Here is a 19,475-nt window from a genome sequence, read left to right as displayed (position 1 = left end):
TTTGAAAACATCCTGACGATTATTCCCTCTTGTTAAGATGTGATAAACATTTTCTTTCGGCGCTATCCTTGCTGTTCTCGGCATGCACAGAATCTATCACATTACATCCTTCTTGTCAAGAAAATAGAACCGTCCCATTTTCTATTCTCATTTTCTATTTTCTACGCGAACGCATTTTCTACGACGAACTGCATGAAGACTATATCATCCCCAGCGGATTTGACAGAAAGGTTGTCTCATCAGTAGCGCATGCAGTTGCTGAAACGGCAAAGAAAACCGGGCTTGCCAGACATTAGAAACTTTAGTTTTTCTTAACAAAAAACTAAAGCAGCCCTGACCTCTCCATTATCTCAGGCACTTTGTCTTCCATGCCGATTGCCATTATATGAACACCATCGCATATTTTTTCTTCCTTCAACTGTTTTATATGCCGTACCGTGATGTTCATGCCTGTGTCAAGCGCTTTTTCTTTGCCTGCCGCCTTAAGCTCATCAATCAACACTTGCGGAACCCTGATTCCGGGAACATTGTTATTAAGGAAGTTCGCCATGCCCACAGATTTCAGGACAACAAAACCCGCAAGAATTTTCACGGGGAATTTCCTTGCATGCTTCATAAAATCTTTGAACTTCTCAATATCATATATCGCCTGTGTCTGGAAAAACTTTGCGCCTGCCCGTATCTTCTTTTCGAACTTTATCAATTGCGGTTCAATCGGGTTTGCCTCAGGCGTTACAACAGCGCCCTGAAAGAAATCAGTTGAGCCTTTCATTTCATTGCCTGACATGTCTTTCCCGTTATTCAATCCGTCAACAATCTTAAGAAGCTGAACTGATTCAACATCATAAACAGGCTTTGCGCCTTTATGGTCTCCCGCTGAGACATGGTCTCCTGTCATGCAGAGCAGATTCTTTATTCCAAGAATGCTTGCGCCAAGCAGGTCTGACTGAAGCCCTATCCTGTTCCTGTCGCGGCAGGTCATCTGGAATATCGGCTCAAGCCCGTGTTCCATTGCAATCTTGGATACAGCCATTGAGCATATACGCATAACAGCGGACTGGTTATCCGTAACATTAACAGCATCCACCTTGCCCTTAAGAATCTCCATGTGGTGTATCATCTCTTTTATATCCGTGCCTTTTGGCGGGCCTACCTCTGCCGTTACAACGAACTTGCCTGAATTCAATATATCTTTAAAGCTCATTTCTTTTTCTCCTCCCTCGCTGTAAGCGCCCTTGGCTTCTGCGATGCTGACCAGTCTTTTGCCTCTATTGTAACCTCACAGAATTCCTGAAGCTTGTCAAGCTTCTTCATCCTCTCGTATATCCTTACCCAGGCGCATTTAATGTCAGGGCTTATCTCGCAATTGCCATCCTTGCAGCCGCCGCAGGGCCCGTTTAAGAGTCCCTTTGGACACGCTGTAATCGGACATATACCGCCTGTTTTGTCAAGAATGCACTTTCCGCACAATGAACATCTCTCATCAAAGAACTGAAGCCTTGTCATATTCCCGAGGAAAAGGCTGTCATTCGAAGGGAAAACAGCTTTGTCCTCATATAAATCTACAGCGGTCTGCGTGCCTGCTCCGCATGACATGACAATAATGCAGTCCGTTTTATCCAGCGCCTCCTTGAACGGCTTTAACTCCACTTTTGTGCCGAGCACCTGACAGCCGGTCTTTGCGACAAATGTTCCTGTAACAGCTTTCCCTTCTGCCTCAAGCGCTTCTTTCATAGCCTTAAGCTCAGGCTCTCCGCCTGTTCCGCACAGTGTTGCGCACTCAGAGCATCCAATCAGGAAAAAACTCCTGTAGTTTTTTACGTTTTCCAACAGATCTTTTAAATCCCGCTTCTTTGTGATAATCATTCTTCCTCCCTGTTACTGCGTGTTACGTTAATTCATAGTCATCCAAAAGGCAGTTTATTATTATAACGGGAATTTCGGGCAAAAATAAATAACTTTCTGCAGGATCTTTTACTCGAATCTTAGCGCATCTATGGGGTCAAGCAGAGAAGCCCTGTATGCAGGGTAAAAACCAAAAAATATTCCGACTAATCCTGAGAAACAAAACGCAAGCACAACATAAAACGGAGATATGATTGTGGGCCACTCTGCAAAAGCAGAGAGTATTTTCGAGCCCCCTACGCCTATGATAATCCCTATAACACCGCCGATTAGTGACAATGTAAGCGCCTCAATAATGAACTGTAGCCTTATGTCCCATGTCCTTGCGCCCACAGCCATTCTTATCCCAATCTCCCTGGTCCTTTCTGTAACCGAGACCAGCATGATGTTCATAATCCCGATTCCTCCTACGAGAAGAGAAACCGATGCAATGGCGCCAAGCAGCAGGGCCATTACCTTTGAGGATTGTTCCTGTGTCTGCATTATCTGCGTAAGATTCCTGACGGTAAAATCATTTTCCTGCTTTGGCCCTATGCGGTGCCTCTGCCTGAGCAATTCATTTATCTGTTTTTCGGCAGCGGCAAGGTCTTCCGTACTCTTTGCCTTAACATGAATTATCCTGACCATGCCGGGAAACTGGGTTCCGAAAAGCTGTTTCTGAGCAACTGTAATAGGGAGTAATATGGTATCGTCCTGATCCGCTCCTGTAAGAGACTGCCCCTTCGGTTCAAGTACACCAATCACAGTAAACGGAACCTTTTTTATCCGCACAACCTGGCCTATCGGATCTATATTGCCAAAAAGGTTGTCCACAACAGTCCGCCCCAGTAAACATACCTTTGCTCCGCTCTTGACCTCCTGCTCGGTAAAAGGCCTGCCTGATGCGAGCTGCCATTCCCTTACATTCAGCATATTGGGTGTTGTGCCCCTTATGCCTGTTGCCCAGTTCTGGTTGCCATAAATTACCTGTGCAACCCCGCCATGCTCAGGAGCAACATCAGCAACTGCAGGGGATTCCTTAAGAATCGCCTCCGTATCGCCCATAGTCAGTGTTGGCAGGGTACCTAACCCCATCCTCACCCCTCCGGGAGAAGTTGAGCCCGGCAGTATTATAAGAAGGTTGCTTCCTATGCTTGCTATCTGGTCTGCTATTTTCTGGCTGGCGCCTTTTCCGACAGCAAGCATCGCAATCACAGCACCAACTCCGATAACAATGCCAAGCATTGTAAGGGCTGAACGCATCTTATTCACCCTTAATGCCCTGAATGATATTTTAAAAGTTGAAGGTATATTAATCATGGTCTTTAACTCTTATTTTTTTATTTGCCTCATCAGTCACAATACAGCCGTCGCGGAATTTTATTATCCGTCTGCTGTATTCCGCTATATCATGCTCATGTGTTATAAGTATTATAGTGATATTTGATTCGGCATTCAGCTTTGTAAAAAGCTCCATTATCTCAGCGCTTGTCTTTGTGTCAAGATTGCCTGTCGGCTCGTCTGCAAGGATTATCGGCGCATTATTCACAAGCGCCCTCGCAACAGCTACTCTCTGCTGCTGGCCTCCGGAAAGCTGATTGGGGAAATGATGCTCCCTTCCCTCCAAGCCGACGCTTTTAAGCGCAGACATTGCCTTCTGCCTTCTTTCTTTTGCTGTGACTCCGTTATAAAGCATGGGAAGCTCAACATTCTCAAGAGCGGACGTCCTTGAAAGAAGATTGAACCCCTGAAAGACAAAACCTATCTTCTTGTTTCTTATAGCAGCGAGTTCATCCCTTCCGAGACTGCCGACATCAGCGCCTTCAAGAAGGTACCTGCCGCTTGTAGGCTTATCAAGGCATCCAAGTATATTCATAAAGGTAGATTTCCCTGACCCTGAAGGGCCCATTATTGCTATGAATTCTCCATTTTCAATACTGATAGAGATTGCACAGAGCGCCTTGACTTCAACATCACCAAGCTGATAGATCTTGGTAATTTCTTGTACATCAATAATCGACATATTAGAACATTCTCGGTGTAGTGGCAGACTTTTGTTTTGTCTTTATCAGAGATTCCACTATCACTTCCTGGCCTTCCTTTATTTCACCTGAGATTAGCTCGGTATAACTTCCGTCACTTACACCAGTAGATACAGATATGCGTTTTGGTTTTCCATTTTCAAGTATCCAGACGTCCGCGCCTTTTTGCCCTGTGCCCTTTTGCTGCGCCTTTTTGCTTTTGTCTTTATCCTTATCAGGCATGGTGAATCTCAAAACAGCATTGGGTATTCTGAGGACCTCTTTCTTTGCCGATATAATTATAGAAACATTTGCCGTCATGCCGGGCTTGAGTTTAAGTTCCTGATTGCCGACCAGAATTACCGCATCATACGTAATAACATTCTGAACATTTATGGGAGCGTTCCTGACCTGCGATACCCTGCCTTTAAAAATAACACCGGGATAAGCGTCAACATTGAACTCAACGTCCTGCCCTTGCTTTACCTTGCCCATGTCAGCCTCGGCCACATTCGTATCTATCTGCATCTTTGTGAGGTCCTGCGCAATAGTGAAAAGAGTCGGCGTCTGAAAACTTGCGGCAACAGTCTGCCCGACATCCACATTCCTTGAAACAACTATGCCGTTAACAGGCGAAATAATTCTTGTATATCTTAGATTGGTTTCTGCAACCTTCAATGACGCCTCTGACTGGGCAATCTGAGCCTTTGACGCATTTATCTGAGCCTTTGACGTCTCATAATTTGTCTCTGCTGTGTCAACCTCGCTTCTGGCAATAAGATCCTTTGAGAAAAGCGCTTTATTCCTCTCCATGGTCCTCTTTGCATCAATAAAAGACGCATCAGCCTTCTCCAGATTTGCCTTGGCGGAAAGCAGATTGGCCCTCGCCTGCTCAACCTGAGCCTCAAATGTCGCAGGGTCAATCTGCGCTATAAGCTGTCCCTTCTTAACAGGCGAATTGAAATCAGCATAAATAGTCTTTATGGTCCCTGAGACCTGAGTGCCGACAAGCACGGTGGTCACCGCATTTACATTCCCTGAAGCAGTAACCATCTCGACTATATCACCCTTGCTGATTTTTTCGGTTCTGAAGTTTAAACCGTTTTCTTTTTTCCTGAATGCAAAAAAGGCAACAATGCCGAGCACAATAACAATTGCGATGCCGATAATAATCTTCTTCATTATCTAACCCCCATTGCTTTTTCAAGGCTTGCAATTGCAACATTGTAGTCTGAGAGAGCCTGAATATGCGACGTTTTTGCATTGCTGTATGCAATCTGAGAGTCCGTAACTTCCACGGGATTCCCCAGTCCTGCCGCGTATCTGCCGTTTGCAAGCTCAAGGTTTTCCTGCGCCTGCCTTACAATAAGCTGTGCAGTGGAAATCCTCTCTTCAGCCTCCCGCAGATTAAGATATGCCTGCTGAACTTCAAGAAGAACACCCTGCCTGAATGATTCCTCCTGAGCCTTAACCACATTCAGCTTGGCCCTTGCCTCCTGCACCTGATAATCGGTCAGATAACCGCTGAATATAGGCAGCGTAATGGTCACGCCTACATTCCAGCCGTCCTGAAGCGGAAGTTTTTCCCCTGACCAGTCATAACCGGCATTGCCTGCCAATGTGGGATAATATCCCTTTTTCGCAAGTTCTACGGAGGACTCCGCAGCAGCCTTCTTTGTGATTACGGACTTAAGATCCGGCCTATTCTCGTATGCCTTATCAATCGCATCCTTGAGCGTTATATTGTATTTCTGATATAGAAGAGCGTCTTCAATCGTGTATTCAGGAGCATTAGGCATGCCCATCGCATTGTCAAGAACAACCTTTGATATCCTGAGGGCATTTTCCGCCTTTATAAGATTAAGCTTTGCATTGCTTAAATCCACATCCGCCTTTGTCACATCAAATTTCGGTTTTGTGCCGGCTTCATAAAATCCTTTTGCCTGCTGAAGGTGCTGATCAAACTGTTTAACAGTCTCCATGGCAACCTCCCTGTTCTGTTTTGACTGTAATAATCCGTAATACGCCTGTTTAACATTTAAGACTACCCTTTCTTTTATATTCCTGAGGTCTGAAGTTGTCGCCTCGCGGTTCAGCGTCTGGATGTCCACTTCGGCTGAGGTCTTTCCAAAATCAAAGATGTTCTGTTTAAGCGTTGCGCTGCTCTTATATTCATCAAGGGAATTATTTGAGGTCTTGGAAACAGGCGAATACTTTTTGTAGCCTGATGACAGGTCTACCTGCGGATAATAATTTGCCTTTGCCTGGCCGATCCTGCTCTGATTTACCTCCACCTCGCCTGTGGCAGCAACGATGTCAGGGTGTTTTTGCAGGGCGATTTCAACACACCTTTTTAAATTGAGAACCTCGCTCGTTTTTATGGCCTCCTCAGCCCCTGCGCTGTAAGGAAGAACTAATAATAGGAGCCCCAATAATATCGGGGCTAAAATAACTCTTCTCATATTTTACCTCCTACCTTTCATGACTGCTGTTTCCATCTTTTTATTTTAACCCAAAAAATACATTTTTATTTAATGCATATCTCCGTGAACTAAACCTCCCTTTGCAGTTTTCATAAATAATACCAGTGGAAGCGTGCAGACCAAAAGCACACCCAACAGATAAAAAGCGTCATTGAAGGAAAGCATGGAAGCCTGCCTGAGCAATTGATGATAGATGGCGCTCAGTCCCGCATCAGCGGACTCGGACGCCGGAACGCCTCTATACTGAAACAATTGGGCTGCCTTTGAAGACGCCGCCTGATAAGCAGTATCAAATGGTGTAAGATGTTCCACTATTCGCACCTGATGAAACTGCGCTCGCCTTGCAATCATGGTTGTGATAAATGCAACGCCGAAGCTTCCGCCAAGATTCCTGAGGAGGTTATAGATAGCCGATGCATTTGCCATATCCTCCTTTTTCACATTTGCCATTGTCATTGTTGTAAGCGGAATAAAGAGAAAACCCATCCCGACGCCGAGCACCACCCTCGGCCATATGATTGTATTGAAATCCGCATTAAGATTAAACAAGGACATTAAATGAGTGGAATAAGCGGCTATGATTATGCCGGAACCGAGCAGTATCTTAGGATTCATCTTTGTCACAAGCATTCCCGCCACGGGCATCGCTATAAGAGTTGCGATCCCTCCGGGACCGAGCACCACTCCCGCAAGGGTCGCGGTATAGCCCATGAGTGTCTGGAGGAATATCGGCAGAAGTACAATGCTGCCGAAGAGATTGAAAAACGCAAAGAACATGACAACATTCCCGGCGTTGAATGAAATGTTCTTGAATGCTCTCAGATTAACTATAGGATGCTCTGCAAAGAACTCAATTATCACAAAAAGAATGAGCGATGACACAGATATTATCGTAAGCCATGTAATAAACCCTGATGAAAACCAGTCCTCCATCTGGCCTTTATCAAGCACTATCTGGAGGCATCCAAGTCCGATTGCAAGAAATGCAAGCCCCCAGTAATCTATCTTCATCTTCATCCCCTTCATATAAGGCGGGTCTGTTATAAAGAATACAGTCATAAGGATTGAGACTATGCCTATGGGTATGTTGATAAAGAATATCCAGTTCCATGACCAGTTATCAGTAATCCAGCCCCCAAGCAAAGGGCCGATAATAGGGCCAAACATTATTCCCACGCCGAATATTGCCATTGCCATGCCGTGCTGCTTCTGCGGAAAGGTCTCAAGGAGTATAGACTGGGAAATAGGCTGAAGAGCGCCGCCGCCGATGCCCTGAAGGATTCTGAAGAACACAAGGCTCTGAAGACTCCAGGCAGAACCGCAAAGCAGGGAACTCAGGGTGAATAATGATATAGAAAAAATCAGATACCTCTTTCTTCCAAAGAACCTGCTGAGCCATCCTGTCATCGGTATTATTATTGCGTTAGAAACAAGATAAGATGTTATGGTCCAGGTTGATTCGTCTATGCCTGCGGAGAGGCTTCCACGGATATGATCCAGGGCGACATTAACAACCGAGGTGTCGATAATCTCTATCAGCGTTGGAAGCATTACTGTCAATGCAATAATCCACTTATTCATTTTTCCACAATTATTGTCGCTTCAACAGACATCCCTATCCTTAAAATGCGCTCCGGGTCAGTCCCCTTATCAAGAATAATTTTTACAGGTATCCTCTGCACAACCTTGACATAATTTCCTGTTGCATTCTCCGGCGGGAACAGTGAAAAGACAGCGCCTGTGCCGGCCATAATGCTTTCAACCCTGCCACTGAATTTTTTGGCTGTATATGTATCAACCTTAATCTCAACCTTCTGGCCCACCCTCACCTTTGCAAGCTGAGTCTCTTTATAGTTTGCCGTAATCCATATATCATCAAGCGGCACAACAGCCATCAAGGGCTGTCCTGCCTGAATATGATTGCCCTGCTCTATTGATTTCTTAGTCACATAACCGTCAGCCGGTGCAATAACCCTTGTATAACTCAGGTTAAGCTCTGCAGTTCCAAGAGACGCCTCTTTCTGTTTTGCCAATGCCTTTTGCGGCTCAATAGAAGCCTCCACCTGTTTTATAAATGCCTTCTGTGTCTCAAGACGAGCCTGCACCTGGCTGAGTTCTTCCCTGGCAGCCTTTACCTGCGCAAATGTAACATCATATCCTGTTTTTATCTTCTCGTATTTTTCTTTCGGAATAATATCTTCTTTGAGGAGATTCTCCGCCCTTTTTAAATCCGTATCTGCCTGCCTCATGTTTGCTTCCTGAAGCTCAAGGTTAGCTTTTGCAGCTCCAAGTGCTGCTTTAAGCTCTTCGAACTGCTGTTTTGCTGTTTGAAGCCTATATTTAATTTCAGATATCTTTGCCTTTTCAGCGTCAAGTCCTGATAATGCCTCTTTTGTACGCAGACCGTAATCTTCAGAATCTATCTCAAAAAGGATATCCCCCTTCCTTACAAGCTGGTTGTCATTGACATATATATTCTTTATTGTCCCCTGCACCTTAGAGGATATGGTATGAATACGGCCGTCAATAAAGGCGTCATCTGTTGTGATATGAGCGCTCTTATATCTGACATAAAAGAAACCTGCGATAATGCATAGGATTAAAATCCCGGCAAAAATAAAGGCGGCAATGGCCTTCTTTTTGTGATTCCCATTTGGTGATATTTTGCCCTCTTCCATTTTTATCCTCTGTAATTCAGTTTACGCTGTGGAGAATCTCTTTATCCTTATTCCTTTTTCTTCCAAACCAGCCGGAAATATTCTTCTGAAAGGCCTCCATGTAAATGTAAAAAACCGGCGTTATATAAAGCGTCATAACCTGTGAAAACAAAAGCCCTCCGACAACGGCAAGTCCGAGAGAACGCCGTGATTCCGCCCCTGCGCCGAACCCGATTGCTATTGGCAGCGTACCCATAAGCGCCGCCATTGTGGTCATCATGATAGGCCTGAAACGGATAACGGCTCCTTCGTAAATGGCGTCCATCGGCTTTTTCCCCTCGTTTCGCTGGGCCTCCAGCGCAAAATCTATCATCATGATTGCGTTCTTCTTCACTATGCCGATAAGCATGATAATACCGACAAAGGCATACAGGTTGAGGTCTTTGCCAAATATTAAGAGAGTGATGAGCGCTCCAAAACCGGCTGACGGCAGGCCTGAGAGAATGGTCAGAGGGTGGATGTAACTTTCGTACAGGATGCCGAGCACAATGTATATCACAACAATGGCGAGGATGAGAAGCATAGCAAGCCCTTTGGTCGAAGCCTGATATACCTGAGCAGTTCCCTGAAAGCCGGTGGTAATGGATATCGGCAAGGCTTTAGCCTCTTTCTCTATTGCTGTCACAGCATCACCCAGCGGGGTGCCGGGCTTGAGGTTAAATGAGATAGTAACGGCATTGATCTGTCCAAGATGGTTAACAGACAAAGGGCCGAGACCTTTTTTGAGAGTCGCCAGCGAGTACAGCGGAACCAGCTGCCCTGTATTCGCACGGACATATAGCAAGCTCAACGCTGGCGGATCCATCCGGTACCGGGGCTCTACCTCCATAATCACTTTGTACTGGTTTGAAGGAGAGTATATTGTTGAGACCTGCCTTGCGCCATATGCAGAGTACAGGGAGTCCTCAATCTGTTGTGCTGTGACGCCGAAGGCTGCTGCTCTATCCCTGTCAATCTCAAGGTTAACCTGCGGATTCTTTATCTGCAGGTCGCTGGTCACGTCCTGAATCATCGTAAGCCCGCGCAATTTCATCTCAAAGTCAGAAGCATGTTTATAAAGTTCATCTGTCTCCGGGCTTTGAAGCACAAACTGGTACTGCGCCTTTGACAGAGTCGCCTCAAGCCGGATAGGCGGCGGGTTCTGCATAAACATCAAAACACCCGGGACTCCCATCACCTTAGGCCGAAGCCCCTGGATTATCTGGTCAGCATTAAGCTTGCGTTCGTGGCGAGGCTTAAGTTTAAGGAACATGAAACCGCTGTTGGAGCCGACACGCATTCCGCCCGCTCCGGCTGACGACATGAAAGCCTCAACATTAGGATCCTCCAGCACGATTTCCGCCAGTTTCTGCTGGTGCCTCTTCATGTCCTCGAATGAGATACCCTGCGCGCCTTCTGTTATGGCGAATATAGCGCCGATGTCATCAGACGGAAGAAGACCGGTAGGCATCTTCGTGAAAAGCCAGACCGTCAGTACTGCCATGACCACGGTAATTACCATCACGGCACGGCGCCGGGCAAGCACTATCTTTAGGGTCTTCTCATAAAAATTGCGCATACCTTCGAAAAACCGCTCCATAATATTGTACAAACGTCCATGCCGCTTTTCGGTTTGCGGCTTGAGAAAACGGCTGCAAAGCATTGGCGTGAGAGTTAGGGAAACAGCGCCCGAAATCAGTATTGAAACCGTGATAGTCACGGCGAACTCATGCAACATCCTTCCAAACATCCCTGCCATAAAAAGAACCGGAATGAAGACCGCCACCAGTGAGAGTGTCATGGAGATGATAGTGAACCCTATTTCCTTTGAACCCCTGAATGCCGCATCCATCGGCTTTTCGCCGTGCTCCATGTGGCGCACAATGTTTTCGAGCATGACTATGGCGTCGTCTACAACAAAGCCCACCGACAGCGTCAGAGCCATCATGGTTATATTGTTAACCGAGAATCCCAGTCCGTACATTGCCGCAAACGTACCGATGATCGAGAGCGGCAGGGCAAGGCTTGGAATGACGGTGGCCGACAGGTTGCGAAGGAAAAGAAAAATTACCAGAATAACCATGGCAATTGTAAGCACCAGAGTGAATTTGACGTCCGCCACTGACGCCCGGATAGATTCCGTGCGGTCGAAGAGAATGTTAAGCTGAACGTTACCCGGCAACTGGCTGCGAAAACCGGGGATTTGATTCTTTATGCTGTCAACAACCTCTATAGTGTTCGTGCCCGGCTGCCGCTGGATAGCTAGAACAATAGCCCTTGTGGATTTACCTCCGGAGCTATACCAAGCCGCAATTTTGTCGTTTTCCACACTGTCGGTGACCTTGGCTATGTCCTGCAGACGAACAGGCGAGCCTTCACGGTACGTTATTATCATCGGCTTAAAAGCCTCTGCATTGTAAAGTTGGCCTATAGCCTGTATGGTGAATGCCTGCTTGTCTCCCTGAAGCCCGCCTGTAGGCAGGTTAATGTTCCACCGTGCCAAAGCGTACGAAACCTCATCTATGCCTATCTTACGGTTCGCGAGAGTCTGAGGGTCCAGTTGAACCCGCACTGCATACTTTTGCGAGCCGTAAACAAGAACCTGCGCCACACCATTTATCATTGATATACGCGGCGCGATAATTGTATCGGCAAACTCATTCACATCCGACAGAGGAAGGGTCGGAGAGCTGAGCGCCAGATATAAAACAGGCTGGTCAGCAGGATTCACCTTGTTGTAGGAAGGCGGACTCGGCATATCCTGTGGCAGTTGGCGCGCAGCCATTGATATTGCCGCCTGGACGTCCTGGGCAGCGGCATCAATGTTGCGCTCCAGAGCGAACTTTAGCGTGATAATCGAGATCCCCTGACCATTGGTAGATGTCATTGCGTCAAGGCCGGAAATCGTCGAAAACTGGCGCTCCAGCGGGGTTGCGACAGCGCTGGCCATAGTCTCAGGACTCGCTCCCGGCAGATTGGAGGTAACCTGTATAGTTGGAAAGTCTATGTTAGGCAGGTCGTTGACCGGTAAAATCCTGTATGCAAAGATTCCGAAAAGCATCACTGCCAGCATGACCAGACTGGTCATAATAGGGCGTTTTATAAACAGGTCTGAAATATTCACTTCACTTTATCTTTTGCAGGATTTGAGATTTTTGAAGATTCTTTCTGACTATTGCTCTTTTGCCCCTGAGCGTTTTTTATCTCTACCTTTGCTCCTGGCATAAGGCGCATTTGGCCGTCAGTAACCACCTCATCACCTGCTGATAGTCCCTTTTCGATAACCGTTACATCTTCATATGTGATGCCCGCGGTAACCGGTCGAAGTTCCGCTGTTCCATCTTTCACAATAAAGACGAATTGCCCCTGCTGTCCTGTCTGTATTGCCTGTGTTGGAACGACTACCGCATCCTGTATGTTTGACAGAGTCATTCGGACCGTGACGAATTGCCCCGGCCAAAGGGCTTTTTCCTTATTACTAAAGGTTGCCTTAAGCTTGATTGTGCCGGTTGCGGTATCCACTGTGTTGTCCATAAAAGACAAAACACCATGAAAAGATTTTTTGTCTTCCTTTGACAAAAATACCTCAACATTTAATTTTCCTGCTGACATGTATTTTTTAATCTCAGGCAGGTATTGCTCAGGCACTGAAAAATTAATATATACAGGCTGTATCTGGTTTATGATTACCATCGGCTTATCGTCATTTGCCTTAACCAGATTCCCTTGATTCACTAAGAGACTGCCTGTTCTGCCTGCGATGGGGGCGTATATTGTGCAGTATTCAACCTGCAAGCGCGCATTTTCTACAACCGCTTTATCCGCCTCCACAGTGGCCTTAAGCGCCTCAGCATTGGCAAAAATCTGTTCATACTGAGAACGGCTGACCAATTCATCGCGTAACAGCTCGGTATAGCGGCGTAAATCCTCATCGGCTTTTTTAGCCAATGCCGTATCACGAACCAGATTAGCCTTGGCAGAGTCAAGCGCCGTCTTATAAAGCCGGGGGTCTATCGTGAAAAGCATATCGCCTTTATTAACATCCTGACCCTCTCTGAAATAAACATGCGTAAGATCGCCCCCAACACGCGCCTTTACAGATACTATTGAATATGCCTCAACATTCCCTATTGCGCGGATCTGAACAGGAACCGTCTTTTTAATCACAGCGCCGACTGTCACAGGCACTACGGGCTTTTTCTCCTGTTGTTGTTCTTTCTTGCTTGAACATGCAGACAAAAAAAATAAACAGTAGACAGTGGACAGCAAACAGCATAATAACAGTATTTTTTTCATAACTGAATCGCTCCTATACGTCTATAGAATAGCTTCCTCACTTCTTCCTCCTGTTTGCTGTTTACCGCTTACTGTCTTCAACAGTATTCCCGCCGCACGTTTCAGCCTTAAATCTGACAACTGATAGTTATATCCTGCATCCGCCAATTGCCTCTCTGCTGTGACAAGAAGTGTGTTTGCATCCATAACATCAATGCTGTTTGCAAGGCCGAATTCAAACTGCTTTGAAACAGCCTTATAGTTGTCCTCTGCAAAAGTTAGCTGTGCCCCGAACTTTTCCATGATTCCCTTTTGAGTTATCAGTTCGAGATAGGCGCTTTCAACCTCGATGTCTATCGACTTCTTTTTATCCTCATATAAAAGCGCTGCCTGTCTCTGCTTTGCCTCTGCCTCTTTTACTTCTGCATCCCTCAACCCTCCCTCAAAAATCGGAATGCTTATCTTAAAACCGCCGTATGCGCTTTCTTTATTGAGAGTTGAAGCAGCAGGGTCTTCGTCTTTTCTCGAATAAACGCCTTCTATTGAAAGCGTGGGCCAGTGAGAGCCTTGTGTATATTTAACCTGTTCCTGTCCGATTTTTTTCTGAAGTTCAAGTCCTTTAAGTTCAACCCGCTCTGACAGAGCGATTGTTTTAAAACAGTTCATTGGTTCCGGCTGGCAGCTAACAGTCACTAAGTCCGGTTCCGGAGACAATAGGTTGTCACCTGAAGGCTGCCGGCTGTCTTTTAAAACAAAATCCCTCGCAATGCCGACAATCCTTGCAAGAACAGCCCTTGCAAGTTCCAGTGCGTTTTTTGCCTTTATCTCCTCGGATTGCGCGCCTGACAACTCTGCCTCTGCCCTCAAAAGCGCAGTCTTTGTCAGCTCACCAACTTTTAATCTTATACTTGCAGCATCCCTGTGCTTTTTTAATCTATCAACGCTTGACTTTGCAATCTCAAGAGCCTTCTTTGCCTTGAGCACTCCATAATAGGCGTCCGAAACGCTAAGAAGGTATTCCTCTTTGACTGCATGGAGGTCATATCTGTTTTTCTCAATATTTCCCTTTGATATATTAAAAGCGGTAAGCTCTCTTCCGCTCAGTGAAAATGACTGGTCAAGTCTCACTCCCCATGATTTCGAATCTTCAGGCTGAATAAGCGTGTTTGAAGAAGAATATTTATCTTCCGTATATCTCGTATAATTTCCAAAACCTGAGAGCTTTGGCATAAGCGCTGCCACCGCTTTATCCTTCCCTTTCTGCGCAATGAACAGGTCTTCCTCTGATATTTTTATTCTCTCAGAACGTTCTAATGCAATTTTATAGAGGTCTTCAAGGCTGTATTCAACTGCATAACAATTTACAGCCGATAAAAAAATAAACAACACTGAAAAAACAATCTTTTTCATGTTTTACTCCTTTTTCAGAAGGCCGTTAAGCAGCAGCTTGCTGCACTCTTCAGGCGAAAAAAGCGCATCAGGCTCTACAACGATACTCAAAACAAAACCCCTTATGACACTGAAGATTATTCTGGCAGTTTCCGGCACATTTACCTTTCGGAATATGTCTGATCGTATCCCCTGCCTGATAATATGCTCTATGAGTCCTCTCTGCTTTTTGAAAAATTTTCTCTTCATCTCAAGGCCGAACGTAAAGCCAAGCTCCCTGCCCTGAAGGAGGATAAGCCCTTTATGTTTTTTTGCATAATTAAGGGTCATCGCCATGAAGGTGCTTATCGCTTCTGCGGGGTCTGTAATATCTTTCACCGACTCCATTGTCTTGACGGCAAAGTCATCCATTTTGCTTTTCATTAGAGTCAGGTAGAGGTCTTCCTTGTTTTTAAAATAAAGATAAAGCCCTCCGATGCTTATATCGGAAGCCTTTGCTATCATCCTCATATTTGCCTTCGCATAGCCGTACTCGGAGAACACCCTCATCGCGGCGTCAAGGATTCTCTTTTTTGACTCTATACCTGAACGCTTGTTCATGTGAACCTATGTTCAGTTTATGGCAAAAAGTATTTTTCTGTCAAGAGAAATTTTTGAGGGGATAGGGAGGCTGAGGTTGGATTGAGGCAAGATTCACGGGTCGATCAGAATAGGGGCTGAAGTCGCAATGAAATGGAGCGAATAGCCCCGCATGGGAACTCAGAACGGCTTAATATATAGCACTGCCATCTTCATTTTTATAAAGGTAGTTTAAGCTTGCCGAAAGACAGACACGGCCTCCTTAGTTAACTGTATTTTTCACGATAACTATTTTCCCAGTTCCATGCAGTCTTAATTATATATTCAAGGTCCTCATATTTAGGCTTCCAGTTAAGTTTCTGTTTTATTTTTGTGTTATCAGCAATCAAGGTTGATGCGTCTCCTTCTCTCCTGCCGGTTTCCTCAACTTCAAAGTCAATGCCGGTTACTTTTTTAGAGGCAGCAATAACCTCGCGAACAGAATATCCGTGTCCATATCCGCAATTAAAGACTTCACTCTTGCCTTTGTCTAAGAGATATTTGAGGGCGAGGATGTGAGCATTCGCAATATCATCAACATGGATGTAATCCCTTATGCAAGTTCCGTCAGTAGTGGGATAATCTGTCCCGAAGACCTGCAACTTCTGAAATTCTCCCTTGGCCGTCTTCAGAGCCCTTGTAATCAAATGCGTTGCTTCTTTGTATGCCTGTCCTATTCTGCACCCGCCATCAGCGCCTGCGGCATTAAAATACCTCAACGATACATAATTAAAATCATTGTCCGCCAGATGCATATCTCTCAAAATCTTTTCTACCATCATTTTTGATGAGCCATAGGGATTAATAGGATTCATCGGCGCACTCTCATTAACCGGCATTGTCTCCGGTATCCCGTAAACAGCGGCAGTAGATGAAAATATAAAGTTTCTTGCGCCGCATGCTATCATAGTTTCCAGAAGATTCAGGGTATTTACAGTATTATTTTGATAATATTTAAGCGGCAATCTGACACTTTCAGGGACAACAATGGATGCGGCAAAATGCATAATGGCATCCGGCTTGAATTTGACAATTGTTTTCTTTAACGTTTCTTTGTCGGAAAGGTCAGCGGCTATCAAGTCACCATATAAAACAGACCACTTGTTACCGGTGGAGAGATTGTCATAGGTTAATATCGCATGCCCTGCCTCTCCCAATGCCTTTACAACATGGCTTCCGATATATCCCGCGCCGCCTGTAACGAGGATTTTCATCTTGGAAGAAATAGTTTCAAATTCCGGCATCACCCAGATCTACTTAACCCTTACAGCCCTGTTCCCTGAATCAAGGATGACTATCCTGGGCTTGAACTTTCTTATGTCCTTGTCTTCAAAGTATCCGTAGCAGAATATTATTACCCTGTCGCCGACAGCGCCCTTTCTTGCCGTAGGCCCGTTCAGGCATATCACGCCTGAATTTTTTCTGCCGGGTATTACATAAGTTTCAAACCTCTCGCCGTTGTTGAGGTTGCTTATCATGACCTGCTCATAGGGAAGGATTCCGGCTTTCTTGAGTATAACCTCATCTATGGTGATGCTGCCCTCATACTCGAGATTTGCCTCTGTCACACTTGCCATGTGTATCTTCGCCCTGAGCATGCACCTTAGCATAATGCCTCCGGCAAGTGAAAAGTTAAAAGTGAAAAGTTAAAAGTTAAAAAACTTATAACTCTTAACTTACAACTCTTAACTCTCAACTCTAAACTCTTAACTTTTTTCATTCTATTATCCTTGGCACCCTGTAAAATTTATCCGTACGGTCAGGAGCATTCGCAAGCGCATCTTCCCTTGATATCGAAGCTCTCTGAACATCGTCGCGCATTACGTTGCTTAATGATACTACATGAGAAGTCGGTTCAACATCTTTTGTATCAAGTTCATTGAGCTTTTCCATATAACTCAGGATACCCTGAAGCTGCGCGCTAAAAGCCTCCCTTTCTTTCCCGGAGACTGACAGCCTTGCAAGTTTTGATATGTATTCAACAGATATTTTCATATCTTCTCAAGGTTTGCAAATCTGAGAGCCAGTCTCTTTACTCCTATAACCGGGAAATTTACCATGACTTTCTGTTCATCTCCATCCCCGTAACATTCCCTTATAACGCCTACGCCCCATTTGGGATGCTTCACCCTGCAGCCGACAACATACAACATCGGTTTTTTAAACTGAACAGTTTTCCTTACCGCAACTGTGAGAGGCTGGGGGCTTGCCGATTTCTCTATGCGCTGGCAGCACTGCTGCGGTATATCGGCAAGAAATCTCGACGGCTCCTGTTCCTGCACCTTTGTGTATAACCTTCTCTTTTTCGTGCCGGTAAGCCACAGCACATCCTTGGCACGCGTCATGCCCACATAGAATAATCTCCGCTCCTCGGATATCTCATCTTCATTCTGAAGCGCCTTGAAATACGGCATTAGGCCGTCTTCAAGCCCGACAACGAAAACAACAGGGAACTCAAGTCCTTTTGTGCTGTGCAGTGTCATGAGCGACACGGAATTCGCTGCATTAACATCATCCATAGCGGTCAAAAGCACGGCCCTGTCGCTAAAACCACCTATATCTTTTCCCTCCGCAGATGCAATGAGTTCATGTATGTTATGAGTTTTATCTTCCTCCATAAAACCCATATATCCTGTTTTTTCAATTATCGCTTTCAGCATGTCAGCGGCTGACCTGTATTCATCAGAAGTGATATGCTCTATGATCTTGACAAATCCGTTGAGTTTTTCCCTTACAGACAAAGCAACGCTGTTTGCCTTTAATATCGTCTTAATCGCAGCAAACAGGCTTAACGATTTATTTTTTGCTTCATGCTCTACCTTTGAAAGCGTTGCAGCGCCTATTCCTCTCGGAGGGCAGTTTATTATCCGTCTGAGGCTTACATTGTCGTCAGGATTCACGGCAAGCCGCATATATGCAATAATATCCTTTATTTCCTTCCGCTGATAGAAACTTATTCCACCCATAACACGATACGGGATCATTTCGTCTTTAAGTGCGTCCTCTATGGCCCTCGCCTGAAAATTTACCCTGTAAAGAACGGCAAAATCCTTATAGCGGCATTCGCCTTTAAGGTAAAGTTCCTTTATCATAGCTGCTATATGTTTTGCCTCGTCTTCCTCTGTATTGAACCAGCAGTGATAGACCTTCTCGCCGCAGCCCCTCTCGGTCCATAACTTCTTTGCCTTCCTGTCCTGATTCCCTGCTATCACAGCGCCTGAGACATCAAGTATGTTCTGTGTTGAGCGATAGTTCTGTTCAAGCTTTATGACCTTGGCCCGCGGGAAATCATTTTCAAAGTTAAGAATATTTCTGACGTCAGCGCCCCTGAATTTATATATGCTCTGGTCGTCGTCGCCTACAACGCAGATATTGTCCCTTGCAGCCAGTAATTTTAACAGGCGGTATTGCGCATAGTTTGTGTCCTGAAATTCGTCAACCAGAACATAATTAAATATAGTCCGGTATTTTTCAAGCAATGCAGGGTTCTCCTCAAAAAGTTTTACCGTGAGCATTATAAGGTCATCAAAATCCAGCGCATTGGACCTCTTGAGTTCATCCTGATATCTCACATACACCTTCGCAAGTTTTTCATCAAAACCGAAACCGTCCGTCTTTGAAAGGAACCTGCTCGGGGTTACGAGTGAAGACTTCAAAGAACTTATCCTGGAAGCAACCCCTTTATACATCGCCTCGTATATCCTGAACTCCTTCAGTATATGCCTTATAAGATTACAATGGTCATCAGCATCGTATATTAAAAAATTATTATTGTATCCTATCGCCTTTATCTCTTTTCTGAGTATCCTATTGCACTGCGAATGGAATGTGCCTATCCATGAACCGTCCATATCCTTTCCGATAAGCAGGGCTATTCTGCGCTTCATCTCATCGGAGGCCTTGTTTGTAAAAGTGACAGCAAATATTGAATGCGGAGAAACCTTGTTTGACTTTGCATAGTACGCAAACTTATGAGTAATGACCCTCGTCTTGCCGCTGCCTGCGCCGGCAAGCACAAGAAGCGGACTTCCTTCATGGAGCACCGCTTCTTTTTGCCTGGGATTCAGGTCGTTCAATAAAATCTCTTTTGACATTACGTCTCCTTCGCT

The 19,475-nt window shown here is 45.4% G+C and carries 16 protein-coding genes; all 16 read right to left on the bottom strand.

Annotation, left to right across the window (positions count from 1 at the left end):
- Positions 1–322: 322 nt before the first annotated feature.
- Positions 323–1,204, bottom strand: a complete 882-nt coding sequence (locus HY035_11165) for a methylenetetrahydrofolate reductase (protein MBI3378940.1) — start codon at positions 1,202–1,204, stop codon at positions 323–325.
- Entirely contained in the window at positions 1,201–1,866 is a 666-nt protein-coding gene (locus HY035_11160; GenBank protein MBI3378939.1) for a methylenetetrahydrofolate reductase C-terminal domain-containing protein, read from the bottom strand. Before HY035_11160 ends, HY035_11165 begins: the two co-directional genes overlap by 4 nt.
- Positions 1,867–1,974: 108 nt before the next feature.
- Entirely contained in the window at positions 1,975–3,204 is a 1,230-nt protein-coding gene (locus HY035_11155) for an ABC transporter permease (GenBank protein ID MBI3378938.1), read from the bottom strand.
- The gene (locus tag HY035_11150) at positions 3,197–3,901 is read right to left on the bottom strand and encodes an ABC transporter ATP-binding protein (protein ID MBI3378937.1); all 705 of its coding nucleotides are present in this window, start codon (positions 3,899–3,901) and stop codon (positions 3,197–3,199) included. Before HY035_11150 ends, HY035_11155 begins: the two co-directional genes overlap by 8 nt.
- A 7-nt stretch (positions 3,902–3,908) precedes the next feature.
- Positions 3,909–5,087, bottom strand: a complete 1,179-nt coding sequence (locus HY035_11145; GenBank protein ID MBI3378936.1) for an efflux RND transporter periplasmic adaptor subunit — start codon at positions 5,085–5,087, stop codon at positions 3,909–3,911.
- On the bottom strand, positions 5,087–6,367 hold the full coding sequence (locus HY035_11140) for a TolC family protein (protein MBI3378935.1): 1,281 nt from the start codon (positions 6,365–6,367) through the stop codon (positions 5,087–5,089). The genes HY035_11145 and HY035_11140 overlap by 1 nt, the downstream gene beginning before the upstream one ends.
- Positions 6,368–6,436: 69 nt before the next feature.
- Positions 6,437–7,969 carry a DHA2 family efflux MFS transporter permease subunit gene (locus HY035_11135; protein ID MBI3378934.1) on the bottom strand — a complete coding sequence of 511 codons (1,533 nt, stop codon included), beginning with the start codon at positions 7,967–7,969 and terminating at the stop codon, positions 6,437–6,439.
- Positions 7,966–9,066, bottom strand: a complete 1,101-nt coding sequence (locus tag HY035_11130) for an HlyD family secretion protein (protein ID MBI3378933.1) — start codon at positions 9,064–9,066, stop codon at positions 7,966–7,968. Before HY035_11130 ends, HY035_11135 begins: the two co-directional genes overlap by 4 nt.
- Before the next feature lie 16 nt (positions 9,067–9,082).
- Positions 9,083–12,208 carry an efflux RND transporter permease subunit gene (locus HY035_11125; protein MBI3378932.1) on the bottom strand — a complete coding sequence of 1,042 codons (3,126 nt, stop codon included), beginning with the start codon at positions 12,206–12,208 and terminating at the stop codon, positions 9,083–9,085.
- Positions 12,205–13,380, bottom strand: a complete 1,176-nt coding sequence (locus tag HY035_11120; GenBank protein MBI3378931.1) for an efflux RND transporter periplasmic adaptor subunit — start codon at positions 13,378–13,380, stop codon at positions 12,205–12,207. The genes HY035_11125 and HY035_11120 overlap by 4 nt, the downstream gene beginning before the upstream one ends.
- 21 nt (positions 13,381–13,401) lie before the next feature.
- Entirely contained in the window at positions 13,402–14,769 is a 1,368-nt protein-coding gene (locus HY035_11115; GenBank protein MBI3378930.1) for a TolC family protein, read from the bottom strand.
- Positions 14,770–14,772: 3 nt separating this feature from the next.
- Positions 14,773–15,348: a TetR/AcrR family transcriptional regulator gene (locus tag HY035_11110; protein ID MBI3378929.1), complete on the bottom strand. Its 576-nt coding sequence runs from the start codon at positions 15,346–15,348 to the stop codon at positions 14,773–14,775.
- 245 nt (positions 15,349–15,593) lie between these two features.
- Positions 15,594–16,580, bottom strand: a complete 987-nt coding sequence (gene galE, locus HY035_11105) for a UDP-glucose 4-epimerase GalE (GenBank protein ID MBI3378928.1) — start codon at positions 16,578–16,580, stop codon at positions 15,594–15,596.
- 39 nt (positions 16,581–16,619) lie between these two features.
- Positions 16,620–16,976 carry an aspartate 1-decarboxylase gene (locus HY035_11100; protein MBI3378927.1) on the bottom strand — a complete coding sequence of 119 codons (357 nt, stop codon included), beginning with the start codon at positions 16,974–16,976 and terminating at the stop codon, positions 16,620–16,622.
- Between the two features lie 106 nt (positions 16,977–17,082).
- A complete protein-coding gene (gatC, locus tag HY035_11095; protein ID MBI3378926.1) occupies positions 17,083–17,361 on the bottom strand; it encodes an Asp-tRNA(Asn)/Glu-tRNA(Gln) amidotransferase subunit GatC in 279 nt (92 codons plus the stop codon).
- Positions 17,358–19,460, bottom strand: coding sequence for a UvrD-helicase domain-containing protein (locus tag HY035_11090; protein MBI3378925.1), 2,103 nt, complete (start codon positions 19,458–19,460; stop codon positions 17,358–17,360). The genes gatC and HY035_11090 overlap by 4 nt, the downstream gene beginning before the upstream one ends.
- Between the last annotated feature and the right edge of the window lie 15 nt (positions 19,461–19,475).

It is taken from the genome of Nitrospirota bacterium (assembly GCA_016195565.1).
Taxonomy (GTDB): domain Bacteria; phylum Nitrospirota; class Thermodesulfovibrionia; order Thermodesulfovibrionales; family UBA1546; genus UBA1546.
The sequence above is the reverse complement of the archived record's forward strand: the minus strand, read 5'-3'. Positions and strand labels throughout refer to the sequence as shown.